This window comes from Virgibacillus salexigens (genome assembly GCF_014905415.1).
In the GTDB taxonomy this organism is placed as follows: Bacteria; Bacillota; Bacilli; order Bacillales; family Amphibacillaceae; genus Virgibacillus; species Virgibacillus salexigens.
This window is the reverse complement of sequence record NZ_BNEO01000001.1, coordinates 457,518-471,197: the sequence shown is the minus strand read 5'-3', so window position 1 is coordinate 471,197 and position 13,680 is coordinate 457,518. Positions and strand designations below refer to the sequence as shown.

At 37.7% G+C, this 13,680-nt stretch carries 9 protein-coding genes; 6 read left to right on the top strand and 3 right to left on the bottom strand.

Annotated elements, in window-relative coordinates; translation table 11 throughout:
- Positions 1 to 75: 75 nt before the first annotated feature.
- Entirely contained in the window at positions 76 to 1,338 is a 1,263-nt protein-coding gene (locus JKP73_RS02250) for an ArgE/DapE family deacylase (RefSeq protein WP_021289314.1), read from the top strand.
- 278 nt (positions 1,339 to 1,616) lie between these two features.
- Here JKP73_RS02250 and JKP73_RS02245 read toward each other — a convergent pair whose 3' ends face one another.
- Entirely contained in the window at positions 1,617 to 7,601 is a 5,985-nt protein-coding gene (locus tag JKP73_RS02245) for a lamin tail domain-containing protein (protein ID WP_160806665.1), read from the bottom strand.
- Positions 7,602 to 7,852: 251 nt separating this feature from the next.
- Here JKP73_RS02245 and JKP73_RS02240 point away from each other — a divergent pair, with 251 nt between their 5' ends.
- From JKP73_RS02240 to JKP73_RS02225, 4 genes are read left to right on the top strand one after another with little or no spacing between them, the layout of a single operon-like run.
- Positions 7,853 to 9,292 (top strand): glycoside hydrolase family 1 protein, encoded by a 1,440-nt coding sequence (locus JKP73_RS02240; protein WP_160806664.1) that lies wholly within the window; start codon positions 7,853 to 7,855, stop codon positions 9,290 to 9,292.
- 10 nt (positions 9,293 to 9,302) lie between these two features.
- Complete coding sequence (locus tag JKP73_RS02235; protein WP_031335033.1) at positions 9,303 to 9,608, top strand: PTS sugar transporter subunit IIB; 306 nt, start codon at positions 9,303 to 9,305, stop codon at positions 9,606 to 9,608.
- 17 nt (positions 9,609 to 9,625) lie between these two features.
- Positions 9,626 to 10,972, top strand: coding sequence for a PTS sugar transporter subunit IIC (locus tag JKP73_RS02230; protein WP_021289310.1), 1,347 nt, complete (start codon positions 9,626 to 9,628; stop codon positions 10,970 to 10,972).
- 2 nt (positions 10,973 to 10,974) lie between these two features.
- Positions 10,975 to 11,307, top strand: coding sequence for a PTS lactose/cellobiose transporter subunit IIA (locus tag JKP73_RS02225; protein WP_021289309.1), 333 nt, complete (start codon positions 10,975 to 10,977; stop codon positions 11,305 to 11,307).
- Here the strand turns inward: JKP73_RS02225 and JKP73_RS02220 are convergent.
- Positions 11,304 to 12,035, bottom strand: coding sequence for a MurR/RpiR family transcriptional regulator (locus JKP73_RS02220; RefSeq protein ID WP_021289308.1), 732 nt, complete (start codon positions 12,033 to 12,035; stop codon positions 11,304 to 11,306). The two genes, JKP73_RS02225 and JKP73_RS02220, sit on opposite strands and share 4 nt — an antisense overlap.
- Positions 12,036 to 12,224: 189 nt before the next feature.
- Here JKP73_RS02220 and JKP73_RS02215 point away from each other — a divergent pair, with 189 nt between their 5' ends.
- Complete coding sequence (locus JKP73_RS02215) at positions 12,225 to 12,794, top strand: sigma-70 family RNA polymerase sigma factor (protein WP_021289307.1); 570 nt, start codon at positions 12,225 to 12,227, stop codon at positions 12,792 to 12,794.
- Positions 12,795 to 12,857: 63 nt separating this feature from the next.
- On the opposite strand, the gene JKP73_RS02210 is transcribed toward JKP73_RS02215, so the two are convergent.
- Positions 12,858 to 13,544 (bottom strand): DUF421 domain-containing protein, encoded by a 687-nt coding sequence (locus tag JKP73_RS02210; RefSeq protein WP_021289306.1) that lies wholly within the window; start codon positions 13,542 to 13,544, stop codon positions 12,858 to 12,860.
- Positions 13,545 to 13,680: the final 136 nt, after the last annotated feature.

Here is a 13,680-nt window from a genome sequence, read left to right as displayed (position 1 = left end):
CATTTTTACGGTTAATTGTCATACTAGTCTATATATTCTTTAAAAAATAAGATTCCATGAATGGAGGTAACCAAATTGAATCAACACGTAATTGGAGAAGTGAATGAAAAGATCGATGTATTATGGGAAGAGGAAAAATTATTTTTAAAGATGCTAGGGACATATAAAAGTACATTAGGTAATGAAAAGGCAATTCAAACCTTTATTCAAGGTCACTTAGATGAAATGAATCTAACAACAACCACCTTTGATCCTGAACCAGAAAGATTAAAAAAGTATCACAATTATGGGCAGCCTGAATGGTCTTACCAGGATCGGCCTGTATTAGTCGGAGAATGGGAGAATCCTAATAAAATAGGGAAGAGCTTAATTTTGCAAGGGCATATTGATGTTGTAAGTGCAGAACCAGTGGAGTTATGGGACTATGATCCATATCATCCTACAATTGTGGATGAAAGAATGTATGGTCGAGGTATTTGTGATATGAAATCAGGCGTTGCAGCAATGATCTATGCCGTAAAAGCAATTCAAGCAGCTGGTATTGAACTAGGGGCAGCTTTGCAAATTCAGACAGTAATCGAAGAAGAATGTACTGGAAATGGAGCGCTAGCATTGTTAGACAAAGGATATACTGCTGACGGTGCGCTTATACCAGAACCTACGTCCCATCGAGCGATAAAAGGTCAGCTTGGGGTCATGTGGGTACGTGTAAAAGTGAGAGGAAGCGGTGCGCATGTCGAACGTGCAGAAAAAGCGCAAAATCCAATTAATAAGGCAGCATATTTAATTGAGACATTAGATGCCTATAGAGAATATATTAATCAAAAGCCAAAGCATCCAGACTTTCAAAATCATCCTCATCCACTGAATGTAAATGTTGGAATTATCCATGGAGGGGATTGGGCTTCGAATGTGCCATCTGTATGTACATTTGAGGCGAGAGTAGGTTTTTATGCAGATGTAAATCCAACAGATATTCAAAAAGAGGTCAAAGCGTGGTTGTTGGAAGCAGCTAATCAAGATAACTGGTTAAAGCAAACTCCTCCTGAGATCACATTTTATGGGTTTCACGCTCCGGGTTTTTCTTCGGTTGATCCTTCATTAATGGATTCACTTGCTAATGCGCATGAAATTACGACAAATAAACAGCTTGAATCCATTGGTTTTACGGCTACAACAGATATACGAGCTTTTGAAGAATTTTGCATTCCTGCTACTTGCTATGGTCCAAGCGGTGCTAATATGCATGCACCAAATGAATATATTCATCTAGATAGCTTAAAGACGACTACGAAAACAATAGCGGCGTTTATATTAGATTGGTGTAAAGTTCAATAGTATAAGGAAATGAACGAGTTTACGTAGAATGACTACTTTTTAAAGACAAACTTTCCGTATGCTGGTAAAGAGCTACTGCATAGTCAATCTATGTTTCATTCACCGTTTATAGAAAGCACAACAAAGGAGTAGATAAGAAAATCAAAATAGGCATGATTCCTACGGGAAGAGCACCGGTCCAAAGATTAACTTGGGTAAGCAATTTTTGCTTACCCCCAAGTTAGTTGTGGCCGTGCCCGCGGAAATCATGCCAAGTTTTTTGAAACCGACCCTATAACCTAAGTTAGGATATGTCGCCTGCGGTAGTAGTAAATCAGCCAAATACTTAGGCCGGCGAGTAAGAAAAGAGCTCCGATTAACAGATAATTATATATACTGGTTGCTGTATCCGGTAGAGAAGATCCATTGCCTGGGTTATTGGATGTATTTTCAATTAATGGCGATGAATCATCTTGATTCTTATCTGTTTTATCTTGTTCAGAACCTGCTTTTGGCTTTTCAACGCTTGGGTTACCATCACCATCGCCATCTTTATTCTCCGATTCGTTACCATCTTCTTCCTTGTTATCATCGTTGTCTCTTGGATTAACAATTTCCCCATCTTCCGTTAGGAAACTCCAAATATCAGAACGGGTTGTACCGCCATATTTATCGGTTGCTTCGACATACCAGAAATATTCATGATCTGGATCTAAATTCTGCCACGTGACGGAAGCTTTTTCACCACTTGGGACGTTTTCAACACGATCGATTAATGTATCGGTATATACATTTACTTCTAGATAATCTGTTGCTACTTTTTTCGTTTGAGCTGCCATATCATAATCCAACGAGAATGTATCTTTTCCAGGATATTCTTCCGGATTATAATAATTATAGTCATCTAAGTGCGGAGAATAGGTTTGTACATCAATTTGATTGTTTTCCATATTGAAATTCAATATTCGTAAATACCCTTGTCCACCTTCAGGACCTCCTTGATAATCGGCCAACATTTGATAAACCGTACGATCGGAAATGCCATCTCTATTATCGTCAATTTCATCTATCAATGTATGTGCATTATGATAATGTCCACATAAAACAGCAAAGACATTTTCATTTGGCACGACAACTTTTTCAAATAATTCGTCTCCTGTTGGGCTTCTGCTTCCAGTTGCTAGCAAGTATTCATGTACATTCAAAATCGCTTTTCGATTAGGATGTGCTTGTAAAACTTCATTAAGCCATTCGATACCCTCTTCTTCGATTCCCCAGCCAAGATGTACCATGATGAAGTCCATGCCATTCGCAGAAATTAAATCATAGTGTCCGCGATTATTTTGGAAAGAACCTCCATAATAATCATTGTTCTCAAACCGATCTGCGCCGAAGAATTGATAGTAATTCTCATAGTTTCGGCTTTTATTATATACATCATGGTTGCCGGCGACAACCCCATAAGGAATGCCTGCGTCATCGAGAACGCGCATTGATCTATCAGCAACATCCCATTGTTCAAAATCATCGTAAACATTTACTAAATCGCCAGAATGAAAAACATATTCAATGTTTAACGTATCTCGATTGTTCGCAATCCAATCCACTTGCTTATCATAGATATATGGATAACTTTCGGAGTAATATTGTGTATCTGCCATCCAAACGAAACTAAAATCTTCTCCTGGGTTGGCGATTTGGTCTTGGACAATCACACTGACTTTTTGATCTTGTACATAATCCAACCCTTTTACAGAGCCTATAAGTTGAAATGCTTCTTTTCCTGCAATCGTAGATACGAGCGGCGCCCATTTGCTTGTTTCATAATTCCAAGCATACATGGTTACTTTTCTTCCCTCTAAAGAAGAACCATTCCAGACAATTTCGATTTCGTCATTTTTATCTACCTGTTTATCTACCCTGACATCAAATCGGTGATAAGGGAATTTTTGCTTCGATTCGGTAGATAATTCATTTCCATCTAAAGCCTGCAGTTGGTTTCGCTGTTCTTTTGTAAGACGATCTTCTCCATCTGGTAAGTAGCCAATAGGGGGTTCAGTGCTGACTGCGTTTTGTGAAATCGTGATATTCTCATCTTCGGCCGTGTATTGAAAAGCTTCATGGAAGTTAACATCCATAATGTCATTCGTCGGGTCCTTTACAGTTACGGATAGATTGGCGCTTGTTGTATGAGCATTATCACTAAGCCAATCTGGCATTAATGGATGCTCTTCTGTAACAGAAAAGGATACCTTTTTCTTTGCTACATTATTTGCTTTATCCGTAGCCTGATAGACAAGTTCATGACTCCCTGGTTTTAGTAGTGCAGATGACGTTTCGTAAGGTAAGGAAATGTATTCTCCATCTAACGTTGCAGTTATTGATGTAACCTCACTTGTGGCATCTTTTGCCTCTGCATCAATCGTAAATTCACCTTTGTATGTTTTTCCCTCGTTAATGGAAGGGATTAGTGTTGGACTTGTATTATCAGTTATAATCGCAGTTGTTATTGTCTTATCTTGATAACTTGTTTTTACTTCATGCTTTCCATCTTCTACAGATGTTGTATCAAATACATAAGCTGTTGATGTAAATTGTTCTTCTTCTAAATTAAAGTTAAAGTCGTAGATAGCATCTTTTCTTGGACTATCGCCAATAGAATACGCTTTGCTAGGATCTGAATAAGCTGGATCATAGATGGTTGTCCCGTCTTTTAAAACGAGTCGGATATTTTTTATCATAAAATCATCCCGATTCTCTTCGGAAGTTTCATCAAATGGACTAACTTTGTTACCTGCTCGGATAGAAATCGTATTTTCCCCTTGCTGAAGCCGTTCAGCAGACACCGGTACAGTTAATGTCGTGAAATCCGTATACGTGTCGTCAAAAACCTCGAGAATCTCATCTCCCATGGTTACGCCATTTTTAAAGTAAATATTTGTTTCCTTTACATCAAAGGCAAAGTAAGCCTCCGTTTCCATTGCTTCAAAAGTATCTGTTATCTGCCGATCATCAATAAATAGCTGCGTTTCATTGTTGTATGTATCAGCGGTTGCTTTAATCACTTTTTCACCAGAAAGTAGTTGATTATCTTCGAGATTAAGCCTTAATCCTTCTTGTGAAAATGGATTCTCAATCTCTATATAATTAGCAGGAGCAGTTAATTGGTTTCGGCCATCGCTAGCGACAAAATAGTATTCTAGCGTTTGTTTTCCTATAAGTTCTGGTTCATATACGATATGCTGATAGTGGTTATCGGCTTGTTTCTCTAAGTTTACTTTTCGAAAATCTTTCTTTTCATCAGTGCGATAATAAACAGCTGCTGACTTAATTCCAATATTATCCGTAATGGCAGCGGAAAGGGTTACTGGCTCTTCAGATGTTATTTTCTTTTTCGTTGTCGTATTTTTAATAATTGGTTCTTCTCTATCTGCTGGTAGGTTTATTCTTTTAGTTGGTACTTGTGCTGCTAATGTTTCTCCAGGAGTCGCATCCCATTCTCCAGCACTAATTTTTGTTGATTGTAGACTTCCATCGATGGGGTAACGATAGAAAATCCCTTTATTAGCAACGGTGTCATCGCTGTCAACTAGGTCATTGTAGCTTGCATAAGAGAGTTCCTCTCCCGTTTTAGTGGCAATTAATAACGTACGTTCACTGCCGTTAGCCATGCCGTTATTGTATATTTTAAATAGGTTATCTCCATCTACTAAATTGGTTTGGAAATGGGCATTAAAATCAGCTGCTTGCTTATCTGTATTTCCATGATTAATTACCCAGAATACGATGGATTCACCAGAAGGTATCATTATATCTTTTCCTTCTTCAGGCCCCCAAACTAGATCATTACTTGCACTCGTATTTGGGTATCGGTAGCGAATACTGTAGTCCTTAAAGTTAATTGATTCTGTTGAATTATTATAGACCTCGATAAATTCATAGCCATCCGCACCATTCAAATTTGTTGTATCTGGTGTAATCTCCGTAATTAGTAATGGTGGAACTTCTTGATAGTCAATCGGTTGCTGAGAAAAAGTATAGTCTTCTATATCCGTTTTAGTATCTCCAGATTGATTTGAAGCCTCCACATAAAACTGAATGGTTTCCCTCCAAATCTCTTCTCGAGGAATTGTAACCGTGTAGGTTTGGGAATCATCTTCGGAAGCTTGTAGGGACCATGTTTGATATTGAGTATCTTCACTTTGAAGTATTGCAAGATTAGTCCCAATGATTTCTTGTTCGGAAGTAACTGTTACATTAAAAATGATTTGTTCTTTCGTTACTGTGAAAGTAGGTGATTCAATGACTGGTGTACTTGTATCATTAATGACTACAGGCTCCTCAGGTGCTTGTCCATCAATAATGGTTAATGGCGTCATTCCTTCGCCAATACCAGCTTTAACCATTCTGTCATTTTCTGCTGGATACGTATAAACAATCCCTTGATCTGCATTGGTATCATCGGTTACTTGATTGTACGAAGCAGCAATGATCTCATTCTCATACTTGTCTGCAACAATTAGCGTACGTTCACTACCATTAGCCATACCGGCACTATCTAGTTTGGCAACATGGCTTTCTGGCATCGTTAACCCGTAGTGCGTATTAAAGTCAGCAACCGTTTGCTTCTGATTTCCATCATTTTTTATCCAAATAATAAAGCTGTCTTGAGGTTCGATTAGTTGATCATTTGTAATATCCCAATGCTGATCAGCTGTTTCTGTTGGATAACGGTAAATGATTTGATAATCGCTCATTTGAATGGGCTGATTGGAATTATTATAGACTTCGATAAATTCATAGGCATCGGCACCGTTTATATTTGCTGTATCAGGTGTAATTTCGGTAATCAGTAATGGTGGTATGGTTTGTGGATCAGCTTTATTGGTTTGTTCTATAGTAACTTGTATATCATTTGTTTCAGGATAGCTAATTGTTGTCCCATCTTCAGCTTCAGCGACAATCCGATACGAAAAAGTAGGAGACCAGAGCTGTTCTTTAGGAATGGTGACAGTATACACATTTGAATCAGTCGCTTTCGTAAAAGCAAGCTCTTGTACTGTCATTCCTTCTCCTGTTCTGTAATGCAATGTTAATTGATTTGTGTTAGGAGCAGTAGCTGTAATAGTTAAATCGTTTGTATCCGTAGCAGATGTGATTGGTTCATGTTGAATTGGTTGTGTAGACTCATTTTTTCCCTTATCGGCATTGTCATATAATGCTTGTTGTTGCTCGGCTTTTTCTTGCTTGTTTTTAGAAGTGTCCTCCGTTTGATTTTCTGGTGATGTTGGCTCTTTAATTTCAATTACGTTCTCCGGTACTTGACCAGGCAAAAGGTTAATAGGTGCAGCTTGCTTAGTTAGACCGCCGCTTTTCATTTCTCCTTCATGATAATAATATAATTGACTAGCTGCTGTATCTGAATCACTATAAGAAACAGTAGAAAGGTCTTCCTTCTTTTGATTATGAACGAGCTGTAGTTTTATATCTTGGGTAGGCAGGTCCTTATATTCGAGCATGATAAGTTGATCGTCTGTGAGGTTGGTTTCATAAAGTTGATTAAAATCATTACGGTTTTTATTTGCCTCGGATAACCAAAGTACGATTGTTTTTCCAGAAGCTACCGTACTTTCTGGTATATCTAGCTTTTTATCCCCAAGAGATAGGGTATAATCATTAAGTTTCAACTGTTGATTCGTGTTGTTATAAAGTTCAATAAAAGGCTGTTCTCTAAGATTTACTTCAGTAATAAGCAGGGATGATGTTGATAAGGAAACATCATCTGCTTGTTTTTTAATTGGTAGAGAATAGACAGTAGATGTTTTTTCTTCCTGATTATTTTTCGCTTCAATCCAATAATCTAAGGAATCTGACCAAAGTACGGATCCAGGTATTGTTTCTGTAAATGTATCGTTCTTAGATCGTTTCATATCGACACGAATTGGTTGTGCGTATTTGGTTGCTTGATAAACGAGTTGAACGGTTGTCGCATTTGGAACAGTAGCTTGAATGTATTGATCTTGGTTATAACCAACTTGGGAAGGGGGTTCATGTTCTATTTCTAGAGGGAGCTCTTTCTGATCTTTTAATTCCTCCATGGTTTGCTCTTCTTTTGCGTCTGCCGTTTTGTTTTCACCTTGATCGGTCTGCTCTTCGTTTTCTACCTTTTCAATTGGATTTGAAACAGAGGCATAAGCGATCGAAGTTGACTGTAATAGACTTGTTACAAACAACATGGTGGCAGCAATAACTGCAAGTAAGCTATGTAACTTCCGTTTTTTCATTTTTTCCCTCCTAGATTAAATTTAGTTTAAGTATACGTTTCAACTATTAAAGTGAAATGAAGATATTGTGAAGATTTGGTAAATCGATCATAATCTATATTTACTAAAAATGAATAGATGATGTTACAACTTGTTATCTATTTGAAACAGATTCCTAGATGGTGGTACATGATACGAAGCTTCGGTAAAGTATTTACATGAATGATTTGCAAGCGTTTACTATTGATAAGGCAAATCAATAGGAGGAACATATGGAACATCAAAAGCGAACTTCGTTTCCCAATCATTTTCTTTGGGGATCTGCTTCAGCCGCCTATCAAGTGGAAGGAGCGTGGAATAAAGCCGGAAAAGGTCCGTCTGTATGGGATATTTTTACAAAGAAAGAGGGAATGACCTACAAAGGAACAAATGGAGATGTAGCGGTTGATCATTACCACAGGTATCGAGAAGATGTTGCCTTAATGGCAGAAATGGGCTTAAAAGCATATCGGTTTTCCATAGCCTGGAGTAGAATTTATCCAATCGGTAAAGGAAAGGTGAATGAACAGGGGTTGCAATTTTATGATGATCTAATCAATGAATTGCTTTCTTATGACATCGAACCAATTATTACTGTCTATCATTGGGATGTTCCACAAGCATTAATGGACGAATATGGCGCATGGGAATCGAGAAAGATCATTGATGATTTTACGAAATATTGTATTACCTTATTTAAGCGATATGGAGACCGAGTAACCTATTGGGTAACCATGAATGAGCAAAACGTGTTTATCGGACTTGGGTATCAAGCGGGTATCCACCCACCAGGTGTTAAGGATACCAAGCGAATGTACCAAGCCAATCATATCGCAAATGTAGCAAATGCTAAGGTGATCCAAGCCTTTCGTAATTATGTGCCTGCAGGAAAAGTTGGACCGAGTTTTGCCTATATGCCCGGATATCCACTAGATAGTAAGCCAGACAATGTACTTGCTTTTGAGAATGTTGAAGAGCAGCGTAACTATTGGTGGATGGATATTTATGCATTTGGACAATATCCGCAAATAATGTGGAATTTCTTAGAAGCACATAGTTTAGCGCCAGTGGTAGAACCGGGAGATATGGAACTCCTAAAAGAAGCAAAGCCTGATTTCATGGGAGTGAATTATTATCGCTCGGGAACGGTTGAATCCAATCCGCTAGACGGAATAAGTATGGGAACAATGAACACGACTGGGAAGAAAGGGACTTCATCGGAGTCAGGCGTACCAGGATTGTTTAAAACAGTTAAAAACCCTTTTCTGGAAGTGACAAATTGGGATTGGGAAATTGATCCAATAGGGCTTCGCATTGGATTGCGGCGAATAGCAAACCGCTATGGACTACCAGTTTTAATTACAGAAAATGGACTAGGAGAATTTGATGAGGTGGAAGCAAATGGCTTCATAAATGATGATTATCGAATTGCATACATCAAAGCGCATATTGAGCAAGTTCAACAGGCAATATCGGATGGAGTGGAAGTACTCGGATACTGTACGTGGTCATTTACTGATCTACTAAGTTGGTTAAATGGATACCAGAAACGATATGGCTTCGTTTATGTAGATCGAAATGAATGGAATGAAAGAGATTTACGTAGAATAAAAAAGAAAAGCTTTTATTGGTATCAATCAGTAATTAAGCAGAATGGGCTTAGAGAAGAATAGAGGGGGAGAGATAATGAAAATATTATTAGTATGTGCAGCCGGTATGTCTACAAGTCTCTTAGTCACCAAGATGAAGGAGCATGCAGCGAATTTAGGCAAAGAAGTAGAGATTATTGCATTGCCAATATCCGAATGCAGTACGGTGGCTGATGAAGTAGATGTAGTTCTTCTTGGACCACAAGTACGTTACCAGAAACCGCAAGTTGATACCATTATTAATGGTAGAGTTCCAGTTGAAGTTATTGATATGCGAGACTACGGAACGATGAATGGAGAAGCGGTGTTAAATAGAGCAATGGCTCTCCACGGAGAATAAAAAAAGGGGGGATAATAATGGGTTTTATGAGCAAATTTGAAAGCGTTATCGAAAGGATATTAGTTCCGATTGCGAATAAGTTAAATTCACAGCGTCATATTATTGCAGTTCGTGATGCATTCATTCTCGCTTTTCCATTAACGATGGCTGGTTCGATCATTTTATTATTAAATTTCGCGATTTTATCACCGGATGGATTCATAGCAAATTTATTATTCTTAGATAAATTATTCCCGAATCTAAGTAACTATCAAGAAATCTTTACCCCAGTATTACGGGGATCGACAGAAATTATGTCTATCTTCATTGTGTTTTTAGTTGCAAGAAATCTTGCAATCTATTTAAAGGCGGATGATTTATTAGCAGGTTTAACTGCTTTATCCTCTTATTTTATCGTTTATACGGCAAATATCGATGTTGATGGGCAAGGTTATATGACTGTTCAATGGCTTGGTGCTCAAGGATTATTTGTTGCGTTAATTATTGGATTATTAGTTGGTGAAATCTTTAGTAAGCTTTCGAAAGCAAAGCGATTACAAATTACTATGCCGCCTCAGGTGCCATCGGCAGTAGCAAGGTCATTTCGTGTGTTATTCCCGATCATTTTTATTACAATTGGTGTTTCTGTATTAAACTATTTAATTATTAAATTTAATGATGGGGGCATTCATGAGTTAGTTTATACCGTATTACAGGCGCCATTGAAAGATATGGGCACAAACGTATGGACAGTACTATTTCTAGGTGTTGTTTCTAACCTCCTTTGGATTTTTGGAATTCATGGGCCAAATACAGTTGCGGCTGTACGGGAAGCAATTTTTGCAGAGGCGAATTTAGAAAATCTGGAATATGTAGGACAAAATGGGATGGCTTGGGGAGCACCGTATCCTGAAACATGGGGAACGTTGTATGATGCTTTTGCAAACTATGGTGGTTCTGGAATGACGATTGGTTTGGTACTAGCAATATTGTTTATTTCTAAGCGGAAGGATCATCGTGAAATTGGAAAACTTTCACTTGCGCCAGGTTTATTCAATATTAATGAACCCGTTATTTTTGGTTTACCAATCGTTTTGAATCCGTTGTTTATGATTCCGTTTATCATGGTTCCTTTTGTTAACACACTCATTGGTTATTTTTTTATTACACTAGAATTGATCCCACCCTCAGCGTATGCGATACCTTGGACAACGCCTGGCGTACTTATCCCTTTCTTAGGTTCGGGAGGAAATTGGCTGGCTTTATTTGTAGGGATTTTATGTGTGGTTGTCTCCATTCTAATTTATTTACCGTTTGTAATTGCCGCGAATAAAGCAATACCTGGGAATCAACCTAATGATAGTTTAGATAAAGAAGAGGTGTGACTATGAAGGTAGAAGAACAAGCAATATTTGATCTAATTAGTCATGTAGGTTCAGCTAGAAGTTCATTAATGGAGGGATTATATGCCGCTAGAGAAAATCGAATGGAAGAAGCAGAACTAAAAATAGCTGAAGCCGTTACATTATTAAATAACGGCCATAAGGTTCATACAGCTTTTATAACCCAAGAAGCTGCAGGGAGCAAAATTGAATTCTCCCTGCTCCTCATGCATGCGGAAGACCTGATGCTCACAACCGAAACTTTAAAAGAGATGGTGACAGAAATGGTAGTCATGTATAAGAGAATCCATCATCTCTCCATACATGGGCAGAATTAATCTCGTTGCATTACTTCATAGGTTGCTTTAGCTAGGCTTTCTAAAAAATGAATCACAGGGATTTGGGTGGTAAGGTTATATGTTTTCCGATATTCTGGTGTAACAAAGTAAGCAAGGTTATAATCCGAAATTTTAGCTAATGTGCAGTCAGAATGATTGGTAATACTTACCACCGTACTTCCTCTTTGTTTCATCTGATTGGTTAAATTAAGTACATGATCTGTCTCCCCGGATACGGAAAGGATAAGGGCAACACTGTCTTCAAAAGTTGTTGGGTGAATGGGAAAGAAAGGGTCCTTTATATGTAGGGAAAATTTCCGCAATGCAGAGAAATAACGTGCTCCATATTCTGCTAAAATACCAGACGTGCCAATACCAATAAAAATTAAATTTTTCGCCTTTACTAAGTGGTTGGCAATCTCATATATTTTCGTTTGATAATCGTGTTGTAACGTACGTTCGAGAAATTCAGAAAGGGAAGTAGTTGTATTTATCATCCGCAGCTGCTCTGCTTCTTTCAGGTATAATTTTAACTTAATTTTGAATTCCGAAAAACCATCACAATCAATCTTTTTACAGAAACGAAGAATACTGGTTGTAGATACATGCGTTTCCTTTGCTAATTCTCTAATCCGCATATACTGTACCTTTTCCAGATGGTTCATAATAAAGTTATAAAGACTATATTCTAATTCAGAAAAATGACTAATCTGGTTGTCAGAAAACATAAAACCCCTCCCCAATAAACGAATTTTATTCCATTATATACGATTTACACGATCCTTATATGCATAGATTGCCTATATCACCGGTTTGGTAGGTACCAGCTTTTTTGAAGGAAATTGATAACAAAATGCCACTATTTGTCATGTTTATTCGATTATAGTATTAACAAGCATTGCTAGGAGGAAAGTGGCATGAAGCAATCCAATACGTTTGATCTAACTTTTGAAGAAGTACTTGCTCAGAATGAACGGAGAATTCATTATCATATTCACAGGTTAAAGATAAGAGATCCCCATCAAGAATTTTTTCAAGAGGGGTTAGTGGCGATGTGGAATGCGTATGAAACCTATCATGCGGATAAAGGCCCGCTAGCTACCTATTTCAATTATGCAATTCGTAATCGGATGATCGATTTGATTCGTAAACAAACAAAAGAGAGAGAAAATGTAAAAGCCTACATTGAACAACAAAAAATAAAAACGATGACTGGAAATTATTATCAGAAAGGAACAAGTAATTATTCAGTTAAGCAGATGGAATCCGTACATTTCGATGAGAAGATCTTTTTAAGTGAGGCGAAGAAGGTATTAACCGAAAAGCAATGGAAATGGTTAAATCTATTTGCTGTTCAGAACTTAACGATGAAAGAGATTGCCGAAATGGAAGGTGTATCAATTGATGCAGTAAAAAGCTGGGGGAGAGAAGCGAGAAAAAAACTACGTACCAGTGAATCACTGGATGTAGGAGATAATCGCTTTTAAAAATTTCATGTCATGCGGCGGGAATTAATGTCAACTATTTGAATGATTACATAACTGTACAACTTATGGCTGTCGGTGTACATCTCCTTCTCCATTATCAATCGTTAACAAATGGTTGTTATCTTGAACGACTGCATAAAAAATGTTGCGCTCATCTGAATATCCAGCTGAAGTAAGCTCTTTTCTTAACCATTGGACGTCTTTGTTAATAAGTTTCAAGTTTTGATGCTGAATTTTCCCTTCAACAATCGCTGCAAGCGGAAGTCCTTGGTAGGGAGCAGCCATATCTAGTTGCTTTGGTGTGACAGGTGCATCTTCTGGTTTTGGTAAAATACTAATTTCCCCACTAGGTTCAATAATTGCATACTCAATAGAATCGATTGTTGAATACCCTTTTTCTCTTAAGCTCGACAACAATTCAGCCAGTGCAAAACGAGATTGTTTTAGATTTCTCTTAATCAGCTTGCCGTGTTTGATAACAATAGTTGGCTGTCCGATGAAATATTTATTTAACCGATTAATTAGTGTAAGTTTTGAAAAGATGATATGAATAGTGCCAATAGCTATGAGTGCGACAATTGCATAGGCCAGGTTATCTGTAACCACCGGGCCGATCGCTATCGAAACGACGAAAAAGACGCCTGCTAAATCGTGAGCGGTTAATTGAGCAAAAGCGGATTTACCTAACAAACGAATAATGATGATCGTTAGGATGTATATTAAAATGACTTTTCCGATATATAAAATCATATTCGTATCCTCACCTCTAACATATCTAGTAATAGTATGGATGAACCAAGCAAAAATATAAGTTAAGATAGGAACCTTTTGCCTATACACTTGAAAAGGCATTCTGTCTGTTTATGAAAGTTAAAAAATCCCCAAA

Excerpts from the sequence above, each read along its gene's own strand:
- JKP73_RS02240 (WP_160806664.1), top strand. The coding sequence starts at position 7,853 with ATGGAACATCAAAAGCGAACTTCGTTTCCCAATCATTTTCTTTGGGGA.
- JKP73_RS02215 (WP_021289307.1), top strand. The coding sequence starts at position 12,225 with ATGAAGCAATCCAATACGTTTGATCTAACTTTTGAAGAAGTACTTGCT.
- JKP73_RS02230 (WP_021289310.1), top strand. The coding sequence starts at position 9,626 with ATGGGTTTTATGAGCAAATTTGAAAGCGTTATCGAAAGGATATTAGTT.
- JKP73_RS02220 (WP_021289308.1), bottom strand. The coding sequence starts at position 12,035 with ATGTTTTCTGACAACCAGATTAGTCATTTTTCTGAATTAGAATATAGT.
- JKP73_RS02225 (WP_021289309.1), top strand. The coding sequence starts at position 10,975 with ATGAAGGTAGAAGAACAAGCAATATTTGATCTAATTAGTCATGTAGGT.
- JKP73_RS02210 (WP_021289306.1), bottom strand. The coding sequence starts at position 13,544 with ATGATTTTATATATCGGAAAAGTCATTTTAATATACATCCTAACGATC.
- JKP73_RS02245 (WP_160806665.1), bottom strand. The coding sequence starts at position 7,601 with ATGAAAAAACGGAAGTTACATAGCTTACTTGCAGTTATTGCTGCCACC.